Origin of the sequence: Pantoea sp. EEL5, from assembly GCF_049892805.1 — a bacterium.
Classification (GTDB): Bacteria; Pseudomonadota; Gammaproteobacteria; order Enterobacterales; family Enterobacteriaceae; genus Pantoea; species Pantoea ananatis.
Window position 1 is genome coordinate 575,484 of the sequence record NZ_JBNDNJ010000001.1, and the last position, 20,487, is coordinate 595,970.

At 53.0% G+C, this 20,487-nt stretch carries 16 protein-coding genes; 11 read left to right on the forward strand and 5 right to left on the reverse strand.

Features of this window, described 5'->3' with window-relative positions; genetic code table 11:
* Positions 1 to 15: 15 nt before the first annotated feature.
* The 4 genes from pflA to ycaO all read right to left on the reverse strand — a co-directional run bounded on the left by pflA (position 16) and on the right by ycaO (position 6,281).
* The gene (pflA, locus tag ACPXSQ_RS02725) at positions 16 to 756 is read right to left on the reverse strand and encodes a pyruvate formate lyase 1-activating protein (RefSeq protein ID WP_014606197.1); all 741 of its coding nucleotides are present in this window, start codon (positions 754 to 756) and stop codon (positions 16 to 18) included.
* Positions 757 to 923: 167 nt separating this feature from the next.
* Positions 924 to 3,206: a formate C-acetyltransferase gene (gene pflB / locus ACPXSQ_RS02730; protein WP_013025234.1), complete on the reverse strand. Its 2,283-nt coding sequence runs from the start codon at positions 3,204 to 3,206 to the stop codon at positions 924 to 926.
* Positions 3,207 to 3,278: 72 nt separating this feature from the next.
* A complete protein-coding gene (focA, locus tag ACPXSQ_RS02735) occupies positions 3,279 to 4,139 on the reverse strand; it encodes a formate transporter FocA (protein WP_105078751.1) in 861 nt (286 codons plus the stop codon).
* A 378-nt stretch (positions 4,140 to 4,517) separates the two neighbouring features.
* Complete coding sequence (gene ycaO / locus ACPXSQ_RS02740; protein ID WP_105078752.1) at positions 4,518 to 6,281, reverse strand: 30S ribosomal protein S12 methylthiotransferase accessory factor YcaO; 1,764 nt, start codon at positions 6,279 to 6,281, stop codon at positions 4,518 to 4,520.
* 309 nt (positions 6,282 to 6,590) lie between these two features.
* On the opposite strand from ycaO, the gene serC reads away from it, so the two are divergent.
* The 11 genes from serC (at position 6,591) to kdsB (ending at position 19,574) form a co-directional block, all read left to right on the forward strand.
* The gene (gene serC / locus ACPXSQ_RS02745; protein ID WP_015700652.1) at positions 6,591 to 7,676 is read left to right on the forward strand and encodes a 3-phosphoserine/phosphohydroxythreonine transaminase; all 1,086 of its coding nucleotides are present in this window, start codon (positions 6,591 to 6,593) and stop codon (positions 7,674 to 7,676) included.
* Positions 7,677 to 7,757: 81 nt separating this feature from the next.
* On the forward strand, positions 7,758 to 9,044 hold the full coding sequence (gene aroA, locus ACPXSQ_RS02750) for a 3-phosphoshikimate 1-carboxyvinyltransferase (protein ID WP_014593322.1): 1,287 nt from the start codon (positions 7,758 to 7,760) through the stop codon (positions 9,042 to 9,044).
* A 191-nt stretch (positions 9,045 to 9,235) separates the two neighbouring features.
* Positions 9,236 to 9,916, forward strand: a complete 681-nt coding sequence (gene cmk / locus ACPXSQ_RS02755; protein WP_014606194.1) for a (d)CMP kinase — start codon at positions 9,236 to 9,238, stop codon at positions 9,914 to 9,916.
* A gap of 122 nt (positions 9,917 to 10,038) precedes the next feature.
* The gene (gene rpsA, locus ACPXSQ_RS02760; RefSeq protein WP_026021040.1) at positions 10,039 to 11,712 is read left to right on the forward strand and encodes a 30S ribosomal protein S1; all 1,674 of its coding nucleotides are present in this window, start codon (positions 10,039 to 10,041) and stop codon (positions 11,710 to 11,712) included.
* An 82-nt stretch (positions 11,713 to 11,794) separates the two neighbouring features.
* A complete protein-coding gene (gene ihfB / locus ACPXSQ_RS02765) occupies positions 11,795 to 12,079 on the forward strand; it encodes an integration host factor subunit beta (RefSeq protein ID WP_003849360.1) in 285 nt (94 codons plus the stop codon).
* Between the two features lie 202 nt (positions 12,080 to 12,281).
* Positions 12,282 to 14,537 carry a DNA internalization-related competence protein ComEC/Rec2 gene (locus ACPXSQ_RS02770; protein WP_426142693.1) on the forward strand — a complete coding sequence of 752 codons (2,256 nt, stop codon included), beginning with the start codon at positions 12,282 to 12,284 and terminating at the stop codon, positions 14,535 to 14,537.
* Between the two features lie 34 nt (positions 14,538 to 14,571).
* On the forward strand, positions 14,572 to 16,320 hold the full coding sequence (gene msbA, locus ACPXSQ_RS02775) for a lipid A ABC transporter ATP-binding protein/permease MsbA (RefSeq protein WP_013025243.1): 1,749 nt from the start codon (positions 14,572 to 14,574) through the stop codon (positions 16,318 to 16,320).
* Positions 16,317 to 17,318, forward strand: coding sequence for a tetraacyldisaccharide 4'-kinase (lpxK, locus tag ACPXSQ_RS02780; protein ID WP_426142696.1), 1,002 nt, complete (start codon positions 16,317 to 16,319; stop codon positions 17,316 to 17,318). The genes msbA and lpxK overlap by 4 nt, the downstream gene beginning before the upstream one ends.
* Before the next feature lie 24 nt (positions 17,319 to 17,342).
* Complete coding sequence (locus tag ACPXSQ_RS02785) at positions 17,343 to 18,560, forward strand: winged helix-turn-helix domain-containing protein (RefSeq protein WP_028714990.1); 1,218 nt, start codon at positions 17,343 to 17,345, stop codon at positions 18,558 to 18,560.
* Between the two features lie 85 nt (positions 18,561 to 18,645).
* Positions 18,646 to 18,828, forward strand: a complete 183-nt coding sequence (locus tag ACPXSQ_RS02790; RefSeq protein WP_013025246.1) for a Trm112 family protein — start codon at positions 18,646 to 18,648, stop codon at positions 18,826 to 18,828.
* Entirely contained in the window at positions 18,825 to 19,574 is a 750-nt protein-coding gene (kdsB, locus tag ACPXSQ_RS02795; protein WP_028714991.1) for a 3-deoxy-manno-octulosonate cytidylyltransferase, read from the forward strand. The genes ACPXSQ_RS02790 and kdsB overlap by 4 nt, the downstream gene beginning before the upstream one ends.
* A 97-nt stretch (positions 19,575 to 19,671) precedes the next feature.
* On the opposite strand, the gene elyC is transcribed toward kdsB, so the two are convergent.
* Positions 19,672 to 20,448: an envelope biogenesis factor ElyC gene (gene elyC, locus ACPXSQ_RS02800; protein WP_072137916.1), complete on the reverse strand. Its 777-nt coding sequence runs from the start codon at positions 20,446 to 20,448 to the stop codon at positions 19,672 to 19,674.
* Between the last annotated feature and the right edge of the window lie 39 nt (positions 20,449 to 20,487).

A 20,487-nucleotide genomic window follows, 5' to 3' on the forward strand; every position in this document is an offset into this window, starting at 1 on the left:
ATCTCCGCCCCGTTTTCAATACATGACTTCATGTCCGTAGCGGAGAAGAATGTTTTTTACCCGCTCCATCGTCTCTTTAGTGGGCGGTTTCACGCCATCAAGCTTGTACTCTTCGCCCATCGCGATCCACTTATGTTTACCCAGTTCGTGATAAGGCAGAAGCTCGATCTTTTCAACGTTCGCCATATCCTGGGTAAACGCTCCCAGGCGATGAACGGTATCGTCGTCATCTGAGTAGCCAGGCACGACGACAAAACGGATCCATGTCCGTTTGCCTTTTTTCTGTAGGTAGCGAGCGAAATCAAGCGTGCGATGGTTAGATACGCCAACCAGAATCTGGTGAACCTCGTCATTCATCTGTTTAAGGTCCAGCATCACTAAATCTGTTGCGTCCAGTAACTCATCAATGACCGGATCGTAGCGGCGAACAAAACCATTGGTATCCAGACAGGTATGTATGCCTTCTGCCTTGCAGGCACGAAACCAGTCACGCACAAACTCAGCCTGAAGAATGGCTTCGCCACCCGATGCGGTGACGCCACCGCCAGAGGCATTCATAAAGTGACGGTAGGACAGAACGTCCGCCATCAGCGCCTCAACGGTGATTTCTTTACCGGCGTGCGTGTCCCAGGTATCGCGGTTGTGGCAGTAAAGGCAACGCATCAGGCAACCCTGGAAAAAGGTAATAAACCGGATGCCGGGACCGTCTACGGTTCCGCATGATTCGAATGAGTGGATGCGACCTATGGCTGACATTGCGATGTTTCTCCAGGTAAGCCTGCGGAGCAGGTGGCACACTCTCTGGTGTGCTCTGAACAGGAAATCAATTTTGGTGGTTATCCGTATCTCAGACAACGACCAAAGCAGACTTTGAATATGAGGCTCCATGAAGGAGCCTCAGAAAGGGCTGATGGCGACAGCGCTTACAGCGATTGTGTAAAGGTACGGGTGATCACGTCCTGCTGCTGCTCTTTTGTCAGCGAATTAAAGCGAACGGCGTAGCCGGAGACGCGAATGGTTAACTGAGGATATTTTTCAGGATTATCCATCGCGTCCATTAACATCTCCCGGTTCATTACGTTCACATTAAGATGCTGACCGCCTTCAATACTGGTCTCATGATGGAAGTAACCGTCCATCAAGCCTGCCAGATTGGTTTTACGCACGTTGTCATCTTTGCCTAACGCATTAGGAACGATAGAGAAAGTGTAGGAGATACCGTCTTTTGCGTAAGCAAAGGGCAGTTTCGCCACCGAGGTCAGCGAGGCCACGGCACCTTTCTGATCGCGACCGTGCATCGGGTTAGCGCCCGGACCAAAAGGCGCGCCTGCACGGCGACCGTCTGGCGTATTACCGGTTTTCTTGCCGTAAACCACGTTAGAGGTAATGGTCAGCACAGACTGGGTCGGTACAGCGTTGCGATAGGTTTCGAGTTGCTGAATCTTTTTCATAAAGCGTTCAACAAGGTCGCAGGCCAGATCGTCAACGCGGGGATCGTTATTCCCGAACTGCGGATACTCTCCTTCGATGTCGAAATCGATGGCCAGGCCATCTTCATCACGCACCGGTTTCACCTTCGCGTATTTGATGGCAGACAGCGAGTCGGCCGCGACAGAGAGTCCGGCAATACCGCATGCCATGGTGCGGTAAACGTCACGATCGTGCAGTGCCATCAGCGCGGCTTCATAGCTGTATTTATCGTGCATGAAGTGGATGATGTTCAGTGCAGTGACGTACTGTTTCGCCAGCCAGTCCATAAAGTGATCCAGACGCGCCATTACCACGTCAAAATCAAGCACCTCATCGGTAATCTTGGCTTCTTTTGGTCCGACCTGCATTTTCAGTTTTTCGTCCACGCCGCCATTGATTGCGTAGAGCAGGGTTTTCGCCAGGTTGGCGCGGGCACCGAAGAACTGCATTTGCTTACCGACGATCATTGGGCTGACGCAGCAGGCAATTGCATAGTCATCGTTGTCGAAATCGGGACGCATCAGGTCGTCGTTTTCATACTGCAATGATGACGTATCAATAGACACTTTCGCCGCATACTTTTTAAAGTTAACCGGCAGCTTCTCAGACCACAGAATGGTCATATTAGGCTCAGGTGAAGGGCCCATGGTGTAAAGTGTATTGAGGAAACGGAAGGTGGTTTTACTCACCAGCGTACGTCCATCAACGCCCATACCGGCCAGCGATTCCGTTGCCCAGATGGGGTCGCCAGAGAACAGTTCATCGTACTCAGGCGTGCGCAGGAAGCGGACCATGCGCAGTTTCATCACCAGGTGGTCAATCAGTTCCTGCGCCTGCGCTTCGTTCAGCTTACCGGCGTTGAGATCGCGCTCAATGAACACGTCCAGGAAGGTTGAAACACGGCCAAAGGACATGGCTGCACCGTTCTGTGATTTTACTGCGGCAAGATAGCCGTAATAGGTCCACTGAACGGCTTCGACTGCATTGGTCGCCGGACCTGAGATATCGTGACCATATTTGGCTGCCATCTCTTTGATTTGTCCAAGCGCCCGATGCTGGTCAGCAATTTCTTCGCGTAGACGAATGGTGGCTTCCAGGTTGACGCCATTTTCCAGATCGCTTTGCAGAGACGCAAACTGAGCAAACTTATCGGCCATCAGGTAGTCAATGCCGTATAAGGCGATACGACGGTAGTCACCAATGATGCGTCCACGACCATAGGCATCAGGCAGGCCGGTTAATATACCTGATTTACGGCAGCGTAAAATATCAGGGGTATAAACATCAAACACGCCCTGATTGTGCGTTTTACGATAGTCGGTGAAGATTTTTTTCAGTGAAGCATCGAGTTCGCGCCCGTAAACTTTACATGAACCCTCGACCATCTTAATGCCGCCAAAAGGAATAATGGCGCGTTTCAGCGGCGCTTCCGTTTGCAGGCCAACAACTTTTTCCAGTGATTTATTGATATAGCCGGCATCGTGCGAGGTGATGGTAGAAGCAAGATCGGTATCAAAATCGACGGGTGCGTGGGTACGGTTTTCAACTTTAATGCCTTCCAGCACGCTTTCCCACAGTTTAGTGGTGGCTTCGGTGGCGCCAGCGAGGAAAGATTCATCGCCTTCATACGGCGTATAGTTTTTCTGGATGAAGTCGCGTACGTTGACGCTGTTCTGCCATTCGCCTTCAGTAAAACCCTGCCAGGCTGAGGCCAGTTTTGCGTTAAGTTCGGTCATATTATACCTGCCTTATTTAAGGAGACTTTTGCTCTTGGGTCGATCCGGTTGGGATGAACCCTCGAGGCTGGATTAGTGCGCTTCGTGTCCACCGCGTAAGTAAATTACCCAGTAGGTCAATCCGACCAGCACTCCACCGCCGGTAATGTTGCCGAGCGTGACTGGAATCAGATTGTCGAAAATAAAGTTTTTCACAGAAAGGGCCGGAAACTGTGCTGCCGTCGCGCCCGCAGCATGCCAAAATTCCGGGCCAGAAAAATCGCGAATGACGATGGCGAAAGGAATTAAAAACATATTTGCGATACTGTGTTCAAAACCACAGGCAACAAACATCGCCACCGGCAAAATCATAATCAGGCTTTTATCCATTAAGGTCCGTCCTGAATAGCTCATCCAGACCGCCAGACAGACCATCAAATTAGCCAGAATACCCAGAGAGACCGCTTCAACAAACGTGTGATGCATTTTATGGTCGGCAGTCTGCAACACGTTTAAACCCCATGCGCCGTTGGCCACCGTATGCTCACCGGAAAACCACATCAGCGCGACAAAAAACAGCGCACCGACCAGATTACCAACATAAACGTTGATCCAGTTACGTGCCAGTTGCCCCCAGGTGATGCGGCCACTCGCTTTCGCAACGACGATCAGCACGGTGGAGGTAAACAGGTCGGCACCACATACCACAACGAGTATCAACCCGAGTGAGAAACATATCCCCCCGACGAGCTTAGCCATGCCGTAAGCCATTTCACCGCTGCCGGTGGTGGCTGTGATGTAAAACACGAAAGCGATGGAGATAAACATGCCTGCGGTAAACGCGAGAAAGGTTGTCGTCAGCGGATGCTTGGTGGCTTTGTAGACGCCAGCGTCTTCAGCCACTTTTGCCATCGCGGCGGGTAATAACAGATTAAAAGGATTGTCAGCTTTCACACTAACTCACTCCAAAAGTTGTCTGAAAAAAATAATAACAAATGCACCTGTGATTAAAGTTGATATAGATCATGTCCAGCAGAGCAACAACGGTAAAGGTTTAACAAGAAAGGTGGTTTTTGGAACTAACGTCATGAAAAATAATGAATAAATTTATTTTAAATAATACAGGTTTTGTTTAACGAGAGGGCGTAATCAAGGCTGAAATGTTGTGGATTTGTTAATAAGATAGGTTGTTGGTGTCGCTATTTAGCAGAAAAATAATGACATTAATCTATTAATGGCAGGAATACATAAGGATCAATAAAAAGGCACTGAACAGGTTCAGTGCCTCAGGCATGATTGTCAGGCTAACCCGCGTGAATGTTCAACGCCAGCTTAGGCATTTTCCCAGTAGCGGCGTTTGGCACGCTGCAATTTTTCATAAGCCGCCAGTAGCGCCTGATGAGCAGGGAAAGCGGTCAGGTCGCTGTCTACCGACTGAAGACCGTTGAAGGCTGCTTCACCACTGATGGCTGCGGATGCCGCTTCTACCGCCTCTGCGCCATACATACGGACAAAGGCGGCGTGATATTCCAGTGGATTACGCTCGTCTTCCATGGCCAGAAGTAGCAGAGTTTGCAGGCAACGATAATAATTTGCCCGCGCTGGGCTGAACACGGAGCCGTTGAATTCCATGGTCCATTCTGTCCAGATCAATGCCTGATCCAGATCGCCGCCGGCCAGCGCAAGCATGGCTTTAAGCTCCCCGATGCGTAAGGTATACCAGCCATTATCTTTACCCGTTGCCAGGCCAAGTAACTCACGGACGCGAGTGAAGTCATCAAAACCTTCTTCATCCAACTGCGAAATGAGATCAAGGTACTCTTCTGGATTCCAGTTGCTGCCGGGCAGGGCAAGCAGCGTGTCACGAATGCCTGCGCCCATGCTGTTATTTGCCAGCAACAGGTCTTCGGCCGGATAGATATCGGACATGCCCGGCACAATAATGCGGCAGGCATAAACGCCTAAGTGCTCGTAGTCCGCGATATAAACTTCCTGATCTTCGGCAGCAAAAATGGCCATCAGCGTGCTGAACTCTTGCTCGGTAGTGCCAGCAAACGTCCAGTCAACAAACGGATAATCGGCCGTTTCTTTAAACATATCCCAGGAAATCAGGCCGCTTGAATCAATAAAGTGGGTTTCCAGATTGGCGTGCTCTGCCACTTCTTCATCATCAAAGGTGGGTGGGGTAAAGACGTCCAAATCCTTGAGGCTGCGGCCCTGGAGCAGTTCAGTAACGGTGCGCTCCAGCGCAACGCCAAAGTCCGGATGCGCACCGAAGGACGCGAAACAGGTGCCATTGGCAGGGTTAAACAGGACCACACAGATAACCGGATATTTACCGCCCAGCGACGCGTCATACGCAAAGATTGGGAAGCCTTCAGCTTCCAGGCGCGCAATGGCCTCGACCACGGAAGGGTAGCGCGCCATCACTGACTCAGGGATGGCTGGGAGGCTGATCGATTCGGCAATGATACGGTTCTTAATGTAGCGCTCAAAGACCTCGGATAATCCCTGCACCCGCGCTTCATTGGCCGTATTGCCGGCCGACATGCCGTTCGATACGTAAAGGTTGCCAATGATGTTCATCGGGATATAGATGGTTTGCTGATCGGACTGGCGGGTAAAAGGCAGGGCGCAAATACCGCGCTCGCTGTTACCCGACTGGAGATCGATCAGGTCTGATGCGGCCACCGCATTTTCAGGATCGTAAAAGGCACGCAGGCGTGAGTCCAGGATCCCCTCTGGCAGGCTGTCATCTTCCGGAAGCGCAAACCATTTTTCATTGGGGTAATGAACAAAATCGCCTTGAGCGATGCGGTTACCCAGCCAGAAATCGGCAAAAAAGTAGTTCGTGGACAGGCGCTCAAAATATTCACCCAATGCTGAAGCCAGGGCGGCTTTCTTGCTGGCACCTTTGCCATTGGTAAAGCAGAGTGGACAGTCGCGGTCGCGAATATGCACAGACCAGACGTGTGGAACGGGATTAAGCCAGGAAGCTTCTTCTATATTAAAGCCCAGATCCTGCAGTTTGGTCTGGAAACGCGTAATGGAGTCTTCCAGGGCGGCATCTTTGCCCGGGATAAAAGTTTGCGTCATGGTGCCGCTCTCTCTGTGAATAGGGTGCCTAAAGCGCGCAATGATACGTTTTTTACCGCCTGTTCGCTATCAAGTCGCTGCAATTTTACTGGACGTTTTCTCATGTCAGGGTTTGTCTGCCAATACCGGCAGCGAGTGAAAGGAACGTCCCTCACAATATTTTGTGTTGGCTTGCATTGGTAACATAACCTCCGGTGCGCCGTGCTGAAAAAATGTGACCGGTGTTAGATTTATGATTGCAGCCACCAGAATGCAGTGATAAAACCGAATCGTTATTCATAACCGTTCGATATGACAGTGGTGAGGGAAATGACGCAAATTTATAATTTTAGCTCTGGGCCAGCGATGCTGCCGAGCGAAGTGCTCCGCCGTGCAGAACAAGAATTGACAAACTGGCATGGTCTGGGGACTTCAGTAATGGAGATCAGTCACCGCAGTAAAGAGTTTATTCAGGTGGCCGAGGAAGCGGAAGCGGACTTCCGTGATCTGCTAAAAATCCCCTCTAATTACAAAGTTTTATTCTGCCACGGCGGCGCACGTGCGCAGTTTGCTGCGGTACCGGGTAACCTGCTGGGCAGCGCCACCAGTGCGGATTATGCCGACGGCGGCTACTGGGCGCACAGCGCCATTAAAGAAGCGGCAAAATATTGTTCGCCCCGCACGCTGGATGTCAAAACGACCCTTGAGGGAAAACGCGCCATTCTGCCTATGCGTGAGTGGGACGTCAGCGATGCGGCAGCCTATTTGCACTTCTGCCCGAATGAAACCATTGACGGCGTTGCCATTGATGAAGAACCTGATTTTGGCGACAAGGTCGTCGTTGCCGATCTCTCTTCCACGATTTTATCCCGCTCTATTGATGTCAGCCGCTATGGCGTGATTTATGCGGGCGCCCAGAAAAATATTGGTCCGGCGGGCATTACCCTGGTCATCGTCCGGGACGATCTGTTAGGTAAAGCGCATCAAAGTGTGCCTTCCATTCTGGATTACAGTGTTCTGGCGGAAAACGACTCCATGTTCAACACGCCGCCAACGTTCGCCTGGTACCTGAGCGGTCTGGTATTCAAGTGGCTGAAGCAGAAAGGCGGCGTCGGTGAAATTGAAAAAATTAATCAGGCAAAAGCGGGCTTGCTTTACGACCTCATCGATAAGAGTGATTTCTACCGTAACGATGTTGCTCTGCTGAACCGTTCGCGAATGAATATTCCTTTCCAACTGGCGGATGCGTCACTCGACAGCCTGTTCCTGGAAGAGTCATTTAAAGCAGGTTTGCATGCCTTGAAAGGCCATCGCGTTGTTGGCGGCATGCGTGCATCCATCTACAATGCGATGCCGCTGGAAGGTGTTAAAGCCCTCACAGACTTCATGATCGATTTCGAACGCCGCCACGGCTGATTATTCCCCAGTCAGTGGGATTGCTGACACCTGACTCCGCCATACGGCGGAGTTGTCGTTTTTTTGAGGATAGAGTTTCACATGCAAGATTCCCTGACCCTTCAGCCCATTGCTCGCGTAAATGGCACGGTTAATTTGCCCGGCTCCAAGAGTGTTTCAAACCGCGCGCTGCTGCTGGCCGCATTGGCGAACGGCAAAACCCGACTCACTAATCTGCTGGACAGTGATGATGTTAAGCACATGCTTAATGCGCTTAAGGCTCTGGGCGTCGATTTCACGCTTTCCAGCGATCGTACCGTTTGCGACGTTACCGGAAAGGGCGGACCGCTTCAGGCGTCACAACCCGTTGAACTCTTCCTGGGCAATGCTGGTACGGCTATGCGTCCGCTGGCTGCGGCGCTGTGCCTTGGCGAGCAGGATGTGGTGCTGACGGGCGAACCGCGGATGAAAGAGCGGCCGATAGGGCATCTGGTTGACGCGCTACGTCAGGGCGGCGCCCAAATCGATTACCTTGAGAATACGGATTATCCACCTGTTCGTCTGCGTGGCGGCTTTACGGGCGGAGAGGTCACCGTTGACGGTAGCGTATCCAGTCAGTTTTTGACCGCGTTGCTGATGACGGCGCCGTTAGCTCAGGAAGACACGCGAATCACGATTAAAGGCGATCTGGTCTCGAAACCCTACATCGACATTACCCTGCACCTGATGCGCTGTTTTGGCGTGGAGGTTGAAAATCAGCACTACCAGCATTTCCTGATCCAGGGAAAACAGCAGTATCAGTCACCGGGGGAGTATCTGGTGGAGGGCGATGCGTCTTCTGCGTCCTATTTCCTGGCGGCGGCCGCGATTAAAGGCGGCACTGTGCGCGTGACCGGTATCGGTCGTCATAGCGTGCAAGGCGATATTCGTTTTGCCGACGTGCTGGAAAAAATGGGTGCCACCATCGAGTGGGGTGACGATTTCATTGCCTGTACGGCGGGCAAGCTGCAGGCTATTGATATGGATATGAACCATATTCCCGATGCCGCGATGACAATTGCCACTGCTGCGCTGTTTGCTGAAGGCACGACCCAACTGCGCAATATCTACAACTGGCGGGTTAAAGAAACCGATCGCCTGACGGCGATGGCAACAGAACTCCGTAAAGTTGGGGCTGACGTCGAAGAAGGGCACGACTTTATCCGTGTTACCCCGCCGGCTAAGCTGATGCATGCTGACATCGGAACTTATAACGACCATCGTATGGCTATGTGTTTTTCGCTGGTGGCGTTATCAGATACGCCCGTAACAATTCTTGACCCGGGCTGTACTGCTAAAACCTTCCCTGACTATTTTGAGCAACTGGCAAAAATTAGCCATAACGCCTGAGTCCTGTGCCCGGTGAGTATTTCACCGGGCCGTTTTCCCTGTCTCATTTCTCGCGTCAAAAAGCCCTTTTTCAGACGAAATTTCGCCTAACCTTCTCTCTTAAGGGTAACGCCGTGTCGCAGGGCAGCGTATAATGCCCGACATTTGTGATGGCCAACTGGCCAAAATGCGCGCAGCAACAGGAGGGAATAATGACAGCAACTGCCCCGGTCATAACTATTGATGGGCCAAGTGGTGCGGGAAAGGGCACCCTGTGCAAAGCGATGGCGGAAGCATTGCAGTGGCATTTACTGGACTCTGGCGCGATTTACCGTGTTCTGGCGTTAGCTGCATTACATCACCAGGTTGATATCGAATCTGAAGAAGGACTGGTGCCGATTGCCGCTCACCTTGATGTGCGCTTCATCTCACAGAACGGTGAGATGCAGGTCATCCTTGAAGGCGAAGAAGTCACCAGCGAAATTCGCACCCAGGAAGTGAGCAATACCGCGTCGCGCGTTGCGGCATTTCCTCGCGTGCGTGAAGCCCTGTTACGCCGCCAGCGCGCCTTTCGCGAGGCTCCCGGCCTGATTGCCGATGGGCGTGATATGGGAACCGTTGTTTTCCCCGACGCGCCTGTGAAGATTTTCCTTGATGCCAGCCCGGAAGTCCGTGCAGAACGACGTATGCTACAGTTGCAGGACAAGGGCTTTAATGTTAACTTTGATCGCCTTTTAGCCGAGATAAAAGAGCGCGACGACCGCGATCGTAACCGCGCTATAGCGCCATTAGTGCCTGCTGAAGATGCGTTAGTGTTGGATTCAACACAGATGTCTATCGAGCAAGTTATTGATAAAGCGTTAGATTATGCCCGCAAAACGCTGGGCATTTAACATTTTGGTTTAAACGAATTGTATTAACCCTGTGCCAGGGATCCGGTGCAGGGCATGTGAAACAACCCCATCCGACATGAAGTCAGATGGACGTTAAATTGAAGAATCCTAAGATTATCAATATGACTGAATCTTTTGCTCAACTATTTGAAGAATCCCTGAAAGAAATCGAAACCCGCCCGGGTTCCATCGTTCGTGGCGTCGTTGTCTCTATCGACAAAGACGTCGTTCTGGTTGATGCGGGCCTGAAATCTGAATCTGCAATTCCTGCAGAGCAGTTCAAAAACGCAGCCGGCGAACTGGAAATCCAGGTTGGTGACGAAGTTGACGTTGCTCTGGACGCAGTGGAAGACGGCTTCGGTGAAACTCTGCTGTCCCGTGAGAAAGCTAAGCGTCATGAAGCTTGGATCACGCTGGAAAAAGCTTACGAAGAAGCTGAAACTGTTACCGGTATTATCAACGGCAAAGTCAAAGGTGGCTTCACAGTTGAGCTGAACGGTATCCGTGCGTTCCTGCCAGGTTCACTGGTAGATGTGCGTCCAGTGCGTGACACGCTGCACCTGGAAGGCAAAGAGCTTGAATTCAAAGTGATCAAGCTGGATCAGAAACGCAACAACGTCGTGGTTTCACGTCGTGCGGTTATCGAATCTGAGAACAGTGCAGAGCGCGATCAGCTGCTGGAAAACCTGCAGGAAGGCATGGAAGTCAAAGGTATCGTTAAGAACCTGACTGACTACGGTGCGTTCGTTGATCTGGGCGGCGTTGACGGCCTGCTGCACATCACTGATATGGCCTGGAAGCGCGTTAAGCATCCAAGCGAGATCGTGAATGTTGGCGATGAAATCAACGTTAAAGTCCTGAAATTCGACCGCGAGCGTACCCGTGTATCTCTGGGTCTGAAGCAGCTGGGCGAAGATCCATGGGTGGCTATCGCTAAGCGCTATCCAGAAGGCACCAAGCTGACTGGTCGTGTGACCAACCTGACTGATTACGGCTGCTTCGTAGAAATCGAAGAAGGCGTTGAAGGTCTGGTACACGTTTCAGAAATGGACTGGACCAACAAAAACATCCATCCGTCTAAAGTTGTCAACGTAGGCGATGTGGTTGAAGTAATGGTTCTGGACATCGATGAAGAGCGTCGTCGTATCTCCCTGGGTCTGAAGCAGTGCAAATCTAACCCATGGCAGCAGTTCGCCGAGACTCACAATAAAGGCGATCGCGTTGAAGGTAAAATCAAGTCAATCACTGACTTCGGTATCTTCATCGGCTTGGACGGCGGCATCGACGGTCTGGTTCACCTGTCTGACATCTCCTGGAACGCGACTGGCGAAGAAGCCGTTCGTGAGTACAAAAAAGGTGACGAAATCGCTGCCGTTGTACTGCAGGTTGATGCAGAGCGCGAGCGTATCTCTCTGGGCGTTAAACAGCTGGCAGAAGATCCGTTCAACAACTACATCACTTTGAACAAGAAAGGTGCCATCGTCACCGGTAAAGTGACTGCAGTTGATGCTAAAGGTGCTACAGTTGAATTAGCAGACGGCGTTGAAGGTTACCTGCGCGCTTCTGAAGCTTCACTGGACCGCATCGAAGACGCTACGCTGGTTCTGAACGTAGGCGACGACGTTGAAGCTAAATTCACCGGCGTTGACCGTAAAAACCGCGTTGTTAGCCTGTCTGTTCGTGCGAAAGACCAGGCTGACGAGAAAGAAGCCATCAATACTGTTAACACCAAACAGGAAGAAGGCAACTTCTCTAGCGCTATGGCTGAAGCGTTCAAAGCGGCTAAAGGCGAGTAATCGACCTTGCACCGGGCGGATTTATTCGCCCGGTTTCGGTAAAAGCTGTCATACATTCCTGTAGGGATTAACCGGAGGTTACATGACCAAGTCAGAACTGATTGAAAGGCTGGCGGGACAGCATACTCATATACCGGCGAAAGTCGTTGAGGATGCAGTCAAAGAAATGCTGGAGCACATGGCCACGACGCTGGCACAGGGCGAACGCATTGAAATCCGGGGATTCGGCAGCTTTTCGTTGCATTATCGCGCTCCGCGCACCGGTCGTAACCCGAAAACGGGTGACAAAGTGGATCTGGAAGGTAAATACGTTCCCCACTTCAAGCCGGGCAAAGAACTGCGTGACCGTGCAAACATTTACGGCTAAGCCGATACCGAACCGCCTAAACGACATCTCCGGATGTCGTTTTTTTTTGCCTGTCACCTGCGATGGATCTCTCTTCCAGAAAAATGTCTCTTCGCTGCAACGGCCGATTTTTACTGCGATCCTTTACCTGGTGAACAACGAATGCGCTTTATCCTGAGAAGTCGTGCGGCATACTTGTGGCACGACAGGAGCGGGATGCATTATGTTGACATGGATTTTACTGGCAAGAATCGCCGCGATCACGACGTTACCCTTACTGGTGTTACCCGGGCTTCCTTCCCCTTTCACCATAGTGGTGCTGCTGTTGAGTGGTGTCTGCGTGATTGCCTTGTCTCATCGCAGGATCCGCATCGCCGGCGTGGCGCTCCTGTTCACGGCCTGGGGGCTTTTTAATGCACAATCACTGGTAAAAGACACCGAAATGATGATTGCTGCCCCGGGGAAGTTTGATGTGCAAATTAAGGACGTCCATCAGACGCATTCGCGCATCAGAGTCAGATTGCTAAAAGTGGACGATCACATTCTCTTTCCGCCGCGCTTTGCGTGGCTTTCGTTGCCGGATAACGCCAGTGAGTATTGCCCCGGTCAGCGTGGAAAGATGATGCTCAGGCTGAGAGCGGTGCATGCCAGGCTCAACGAAGGGGCGTTTGATGCGCAGCGCTTCGCCATGGCGAATCATGCACCCGTGCAGGGCCGTATTGTTTCCCAGACCATCACGCACGCCTCCTGCAGCGTGCGCTGGCGATTTATCACTCACCATCGTCAGCAAAACGGCCACTTGCCTGCCTCAGCCACGCTTGAAGCGTTAGCCTTTGGCATCCGGGACAACCTCAGCGAGGCGACCCGACAGCTGTTAAGGGAGACCGGTACCGCGCACCTTATGGCAATTTCAGGCATGCACATTGCTTTGGCAGCAGGGACAGGGTGGTTACTGGCACGAGGAAGCCAGATTCTGTTTCCGGCCCGCGCTGTCAGCTATCTGTATCCTGTCATTATGGGCTGGCTTTTTGCCGCGCTGTATACCTGGCTTTCCGGGGCGCATGCACCTGCGCAGCGGGCATTACTGGCACTGACACTTTGGGCTGTAACACGTTTCGTTGGCGTGCAGTTGAGTAGCTGGCAAGTCTGGACGCTGTGTGTGGGTTTACTGCTTGCCGTCGACCCGCTTACGGTACTCTCTGACAGCTTCTGGCTTTCTGTGTTGGCGGTGGGCATGCTGTTGACCTGGTACCACTGGTTCCCACTGGCGGCGCGCTTTCGGCACGCACGCCGCTGGTTACCGATACAGCTTCTCCACCTGCAGTCAGGCATGATGATTTTGATGCTGCCGTTACAGGCGGGCTTGTTCAACGGCATAAGTATAACGGCGCTGATAGCCAATCTGCTGGCCATCCCGGTGGTGTCATTTGTCACGGTGCCGTTAATACTGGTTGCGATGCTGCTACCGGTGCCGGCACTCTCCACCTGGTTTTGGCTGGCGGCAGATGGCTCTCTTCGTTTTCTGTTAACCAGCCTGGCGCTGTTGCCGCCGGGCTGGTGGCCATTGCAGGGGGCAGCCTTTTTTATGCTCATGGTGTGGGGCGGCTTGCTGGTCTGGCGCACTGGTGCACTGTTCAGCCTGCCGTGGAGCTGCAGCGCTATCGCACTGGCCATGGTGTTTTCCCGCCACTATAAACCGGAAAGGGAATGGCGCATTGATATGCTGGATGTCGGGCATGGCTTGAGCGTGGTCATCAGTCAGGGCCGTGAGGCCGTGTTGTACGATACGGGGCCACGCTGGCAACACAGTGATGCAGGAACACGCGTGATTACGCCCTGGTTACAACATAAAGGTCTGGTATTGCAGGAGGTTATCCTGAGCCACAGACATCTCGATCATACCGGCGGGCTCGCTGCCATTCTGCAACGCTGGCCTGGGATAAAGGTGCGCAGCAGCCTGGAGGGAACGCACCATTTGGCCTGCGTTCGGGGAGCGACATGGCGTTGGAAGCAGCTAAATTTCAGCGTGCTCTGGCCACTCAGTTCACCCAATAAAGGTGAAAATAACGACTCCTGCGTGGTGAGCGTTGATGACGGAAATGTCCGGCTGTTGCTGACCGGCGATCTGGAAAAACTGGCTGAGCAGCAGTTGGTCAGGCTGGAGAAGCAGCAGCTAAAAGCCGATATTTTGCAGGTTCCCCATCATGGCAGCCGCACGTCATCCTCTCGATTACTGCTTCGTAGCGTGGCCGGACACACCGCGATTGCCTCTCTGGCGCGCTATAATGCATGGCGAATGCCGGCTAAACCTGTATTACGTAATTACCACGAATATGGCTATAACTGGCTCGATACAGGGCAATCTGGACAGATAAGCATCAGAGTTGGTAAAGGTAAAATGCAGGTTTTTACCCTCAGAGAACAATTAATGCCCCGTTGGTATCATCAGTGGTTTGGCGTCAAACGCGAATCCAGGTAGAATGGCCGGCTATTTCCAACAACGTGAATAAATAATGCATCAAGATAAAGATCTCTCAACGTGGCAGACATTCCGTCGACTCTGGCCGATGATCGCACCCAACAAAGCTGGCTTAATTGTGGCGGCTACGGCCCTGATTATTAATGCCGCAGGCGATACGTTAATGCTCTCCCTGTTGAAGCCTTTGCTGGATGACGGCTTTGGTAAAGCGGACAGGTCCGTGATGCTGTGGATGCCGTTGGCAGTTATTGGCTTGATGCTGGTTCGCGGCGTAAGTAGCTATATTTCCAGCTACTGCATTTCCTGGGTATCCGGGAACGTGGTCATGAATATGCGCCGGCGCCTGTTCAGTCATATGATGGGCATGCCGGTGGCCTTCTTCGATCAGCAGTCTACGGGTACGCTCCTCTCGCGTATCACTTATGACTCGGAGCAGGTTGCATCGTCTTCATCAGGCGCACTGGTCACGGTCGTGCGCGAAGGCGCGTCCATCATCGGCCTGTTTATCATGATGTTCTATTACAGCTGGCAGCTGTCGCTGATTCTCATCGTGCTCGCCCCCATTGTTTCCTTTGCCATTCGTATGGTGTCGAAGCGCTTCCGCAACATCAGCAAATCCATGCAAAACACCATGGGGCAGGTGACAACCAGTGCCGAGCAGATGCTGAAAGGGCATAAAGAAGTGCTGATTTTTGGCGGACAGGAAATCGAATCGGCGCGTTTTGCCAAGGTCAGCAACCGTATGCGCCAGCAGGGTATGAAGCTGGTGTCAGCGTCCTCGATCTCCGATCCGGTTATTCAACTGATTGCCTCGCTGGCGCTGGCGTTTGTGCTTTATGCGGCGAGTTTCCCCAGCGTGATGGATACCTTGACCGCCGGTACGATCACTGTGGTGTTCTCATCCATGATTGCGCTGATGCGCCCGCTGAAGTCACTGACCAACGTGAATGCTCAGTTCCAGCGTGGTATGGCGGCCTGCCAGACGCTGTTTTCCATTCTGGACAGCGAGCAGGAAATTGACAACGGTAAGCGTGAAATTACCCGCGCAAAAGGGGATGTCGAGTTCCGTAATGTGACATTTACCTATCCGGGTCGTGAAACGCCTGCCTTGAAAGACATTAATCTGGCGCTGCCGGCAGGCAAAACGGTAGCCCTGGTGGGGCGTTCAGGCTCGGGTAAATCGACCATGGCAAGCCTGCTGACCCGTTTTTATGATATTCAGCAGGGCAACATTTTGCTGGATGGCTACGATTTGCGCGAGTACACCTTATCGTCATTGCGTAATCAGGTCGCGCTGGTGTCGCAAAATGTGCACCTGTTTAATGATACTGTCGCCAATAACATTGCCTATGCGCGCAGCGAGCAGTACAGCCGTGAGGAGATTGAAAAAGCGGCGACCATGGCTCATGCCATGGATTTTATCAATAAAATGGATAAAGGGCTGGATACGGTTATCGGCGAAAACGGCGTCCTGTTGTCTGGCGGTCAGCGTCAACGTATCGCCATTGCGCGTGCGTTACTGCGCGACTGTCCTATCCTGATTCTTGACGAGGCCACTTCGGCGCTGGATACGGAATCTGAGCGTGCTATTCAGTCAGCCCTGGATGAGTTGCAGAAAAACCGTACTTCCCTGGTGATTGCACACCGCCTGTCGACTATCGAAAAAGCGGATGAAATTGTGGTCGTGGAAGAGGGCAAAATTATCGAGCGCGGCACGCATGCTGTGCTCCTTGCGGAAAAAGGCGCCTATGCCCAACTTCATAAAATGCAATTTGGCCAATGATTGAGCGCATCTGGAGCGGGCGATCGCCTTTATGGGTACTGCTATGGCCACTTAGTGTGCTATACGGGGCGATTACGGCATTGATCCGCTTCAGTTTTCAACGCGGCTGGCGCAAAAGCTGGCGTGCGCCCGTGCCTGTCGTGGTGGTCGGGAATTTAACCGCAGGCGGGAACGGCAAAACGCCGGTGGTGATTTGGCTGGTAGAGGCCCTGCAACAACGCGGCCTGCGTGTTGGCGTGATTTCACGAGGCTATGGCGGTAAAGCAGACCATTATCCATTGCAGGTCACTGCCGCAACCGCCACTGAACAGGCGGGTGACGAACCCGTTCTGATCGCCCAGCGCACGGCTGCGCCCGTGGCCGTTGCGCCGCGCCGCCGTGAGGCCATTGACCTTCTCCTGAAGCATCACGAGCTGGATCTGATTGTGACTGACGATGGTCTGCAGCATTACGCCTTGCAGCGCGATCGGGAGATTGTCGTGGTGGATGGCGTGCGCCGTTTCGGCAACGGCTGGTGGTTACCTGCTGGCCCAATGCGCGAACGCGCTTCACGTCTCAAAACGGTGGATGCCGTTATCGTCAATGGCGGCGAACCGCAGGCAGGTGAAATTGCGATGCAACTGCGCCCGGGCAAGGCGACGCATCTGCTGAGCGGCGAACAACGCCCGCTCAGCACCTTTCATAACGTTGTTGCTATCGCGGGAATTGGTCATCCGCCACGCTTCTTTAATACCTTAAAGCAGCAGGGGTTAACGCCTGTAGCGGAAATCGCTTTTGCCGACCACCATGCTTACAGCGAAGAAGAACTTTCACGTCTGCTGCAGCCTGAGCAGATGCTGTTGATGACCGAAAAAGATGCGGTTAAGTGCCGGGCATTCGCACAACCCTCGTGGTGGTATCTGCCGGTTGATGCACAACTGCACGCCGAGGCAGCCACCTTGCTGTTAGAGGATATAGAAAACCTTTGCCGTACGTCTGCACACCGGGCAAAGTACTAACCTCCCCATCTGATAAGGAAGAGAATGAGCATACATTCACTTTCGCGACAGCAGGCACGTAACATCCACCTCGCAGCTCAGGGTCTGCTCCGTCCGGCAGCCCGCCGGGCGCGTCAGCAGGACATTCCAGACTGTATTACCCGAATGGCCTTACTACAAATCGACACCATCAATGTGGTTGCCCGAAGCCCTTATCTGGTGCTGTTTAGTCGTTTAGGGGATTACCCTCAATCCTGGCTGGATACATCCCTGGCTCAGGGGGACATTTTTGAGTACTGGGCCCACGAAGCCTGCTTTATTCCGCGCAACGATTACAAATTACTGCGACATCGCATGCTCTCGCCCGAACGCCTGGGCTGGAAATACAGTGCGCAATGGGCTGCCGAGTATCAGCAGGAGATGGCCGATTTACTGACCTACATCCGCGATAACGGCCCCGTCAGATCGGCCGATTTTGCCACCGAAAAAAATCATAAACCGGGATGGTGGGCGTGGAAACCGCACAAGCGGCATCTCGAAAATCTGTTTAGCGCAGGTGAATTGATGGTAGCAGAGCGCCGAAATTTTCAGCGAGTCTACGATTTACGCACCCGGGTGATGCCGGACTGGCAGGATGCGATCCACGCGATCGGCGAGGATGAAGCGATCCAATTGATGTTGATGAACAGTGCGCGCAGCCTGGGGATTTTTCGCAGTGAATGGCTGGCCGATTATTACCGGCTGAAACAGGCACCGATCAAAGCCTTTATCCAATCGGCGCAGGTCGCGGGAGACATTATTCCGGTCGAGGTCAAGGGGATGGGCGCGATGTGGCTGCACCAGAGCGCGCTGCCCGGATTAACGACGCCTTTGAAAGCGACGCACACCGCGCTGTTATCCCCATTTGATCCCGTAGTCTGGGATCGAAAGCGGGCGCGAGAACTGTTTGATTTTGACTACCGTATCGAATGCTACACGCCTGCCGAAAAGCGCAGGTACGGTTACTTCGTTTTACCTTTGCTGCATCGTGGTCAGCTTAAAGCCCGGCTGGATGCACGAATGATTCGCGCGTCACGTCAGTTGGAGATCAAAAATATCTGGCTGGAGCACGACGTCTCTGTCACCACCTCCTTTCTCCAGGATGCACAACGGGCAATTACCCGTTTCGCGCGCTGGCAGGGTGCAGAGACGGTCGTGTTACAGCAGGCTCCTCCGGCGTTACTGGCACACTGGCCGCGGTTGTGGCCGCTGGATAATTCGTGATGCCACAACCGGTGTGGTTTACCCGCTCTTATCAACGCTGTGATATGCTTTAGCGCTTACGCTATCGGTCCGTGATGGAGGATATATGGATCACCGTTTACTCGAAATCGTTGCCTGCCCGGTTTGCAATGGCAAGCTGTATTACAACAACGAACAGCAAGAACTGATCTGCAAGCCCGATGCACTGGCTTTTCCGGTGCGCGATGGCATTCCGGTCCTGTTGGAAAACGAAGCCCGTACGTTGTCGGTTGAAGAGATCCATCCATGAGTTTCATTGCCATCATTCCTGCTCGTTATGCCTCAACCCGTCTACCCGGTAAACCCTTGGTCGATATTCATGGCAAGCCGATGGTGGTACATGTGATGGAACGCGCGCGCGAATCCGGTGCCAGCCGGGTTATCGTGGCGACCGATCACCCGGATGTGGCCGGCGCAGTGGAAGCGTCGGGAGGCGAAGTTTGCATGACGCGCGCCGATCATCATTCAGGCACAGAACGCCTTGCCGAAGTGATTGAGAAGTATCAGTTCGCAGACGATCAAATTATCGTCAATGTTCAGGGCGATGAGCCTATGATCCCGGCCGAAATCGTGCACCAGGTGGCGAATAATCTGGCGCAGTCTGAGGCCGGTATGGCGACGCTGGCCGTGCCCATTACCGATGCAGAAGAAGCCTTTAATCCTAACGCCGTGAAAGTCGTTATGGATGCCAAAGGCTATGCGCTGTATTTTTCTCGTGCGACCATTCCCTGGGACCGCGAGCGCTATGCGGAATCACGCGATCGCATCGGCGATACGCTGCTCCGGCACATTGGCATTTACGCCTACCGGGCAGGCTTTATTCGCCGTTACATCGACTGGGCACCTTGTCCCCTTGAGCAGATTGAATTACTCGAGCAGCTCCGGGTGCTGTGGTACGGCGAAAAGATTCACGTGGCCGTAGCAAAAACGGTGCCGGGCGTTGGGGTCGATACGCCAGAGGACCTAATTCGTGTGCGCGCTGCCATGCGCGGCTGAGGTCATCCGACAGGTTCAGGGCGTGACTACGGCTCTCCGCGCTTCTGATTACCCGATTGAAGGATGCGCGCGGCGTCGTGCGCATCCTCCAACGCTTCTACGAAGCGGGTGTTTCGGCGGGGGGATTAATGCGTTGCAATACACTGCCGAGCGTTTCATAGATGGCGCGTTCGCTGTGGCCCATCCACAGCGGAGAAGGAAAAGCCCGCTCCCACCAGTTGAGCGGGGAGGTAATTGCCAACTGGTTCGACGGTGCGGCAATCGGGTTAAGCCCTGCCTGCTGGAAGAAACGCATGGCACGCGGCATATGATTCGCTGATGTGACCAGCAAAAAGGAATGATGCCCGATCACTGCGCTGACCGCCCGCGCTTCCTGCTCAGTATCCTTGGGTTGATCCAGAATATGAATATGAGCGTCAGGTACGCCAAGGCTTTCGGCGACCTGTGCGGCCACCCACGCATTACTTTTGGGATTGTGCCCTGCAGCAGCACCGGTAAAGACCATCGTTGCCTGCGGGTTACGCAGCCACTGACGCACGCCCTCTGTCACGCGAGGCAAACTGTTATTCAACAAGTTTGAGCTGGGTGCCCAGGCAGGATTGTAGGTATAGCCTCCACCCAGTACCACGATGTAATCCACTTTCTGGCTACCATTCCATGTCGAATAGTGCGACTCCACCGGCAATAACAGGCGGTCTGCCACAGGCTGTAGGCTAATCAGTAATATTATCAGCCAGCTCACCGAGATGAGTATTTTGCCGCTTTTCTGCCAGCGGCTGAACCAAAGCAGTAAAATGCCTGCCGCCATCAGTAAAAGCAGAAAAGGCAAGGGCAGCAACAGGTTACCGACGGCCTTTTTCAGCATGAAAACCATGTAAAAAACCTCTTGTTGTCCGAAAAAACAGCAGCCAGA

Coding starts and splice junctions, on each gene's coding strand:
- cmk (WP_014606194.1), top strand. CDS start 9,236: ATGACAGCAACTGCCCCGGTCATAACTATTGATGGGCCAAGTGGTGCG.
- rpsA (WP_026021040.1), top strand. CDS start 10,039: ATGACTGAATCTTTTGCTCAACTATTTGAAGAATCCCTGAAAGAAATC.
- aroA (WP_014593322.1), top strand. CDS start 7,758: ATGCAAGATTCCCTGACCCTTCAGCCCATTGCTCGCGTAAATGGCACG.
- ACPXSQ_RS02770 (WP_426142693.1), top strand. CDS start 12,282: ATGTTGACATGGATTTTACTGGCAAGAATCGCCGCGATCACGACGTTA.
- ycaO (WP_105078752.1), bottom strand. CDS start 6,281: ATGACGCAAACTTTTATCCCGGGCAAAGATGCCGCCCTGGAAGACTCC.
- pflB (WP_013025234.1), bottom strand. CDS start 3,206: ATGACCGAACTTAACGCAAAACTGGCCTCAGCCTGGCAGGGTTTTACT.
- lpxK (WP_426142696.1), top strand. CDS start 16,317: ATGATTGAGCGCATCTGGAGCGGGCGATCGCCTTTATGGGTACTGCTA.
- serC (WP_015700652.1), top strand. CDS start 6,591: ATGACGCAAATTTATAATTTTAGCTCTGGGCCAGCGATGCTGCCGAGC.
- ACPXSQ_RS02790 (WP_013025246.1), top strand. CDS start 18,646: ATGGATCACCGTTTACTCGAAATCGTTGCCTGCCCGGTTTGCAATGGC.
- msbA (WP_013025243.1), top strand. CDS start 14,572: ATGCATCAAGATAAAGATCTCTCAACGTGGCAGACATTCCGTCGACTC.
- kdsB (WP_028714991.1), top strand. CDS start 18,825: ATGAGTTTCATTGCCATCATTCCTGCTCGTTATGCCTCAACCCGTCTA.
- elyC (WP_072137916.1), bottom strand. CDS start 20,448: ATGGTTTTCATGCTGAAAAAGGCCGTCGGTAACCTGTTGCTGCCCTTG.
- ihfB (WP_003849360.1), top strand. CDS start 11,795: ATGACCAAGTCAGAACTGATTGAAAGGCTGGCGGGACAGCATACTCAT.
- pflA (WP_014606197.1), bottom strand. CDS start 756: ATGTCAGCCATAGGTCGCATCCACTCATTCGAATCATGCGGAACCGTA.
- ACPXSQ_RS02785 (WP_028714990.1), top strand. CDS start 17,343: ATGAGCATACATTCACTTTCGCGACAGCAGGCACGTAACATCCACCTC.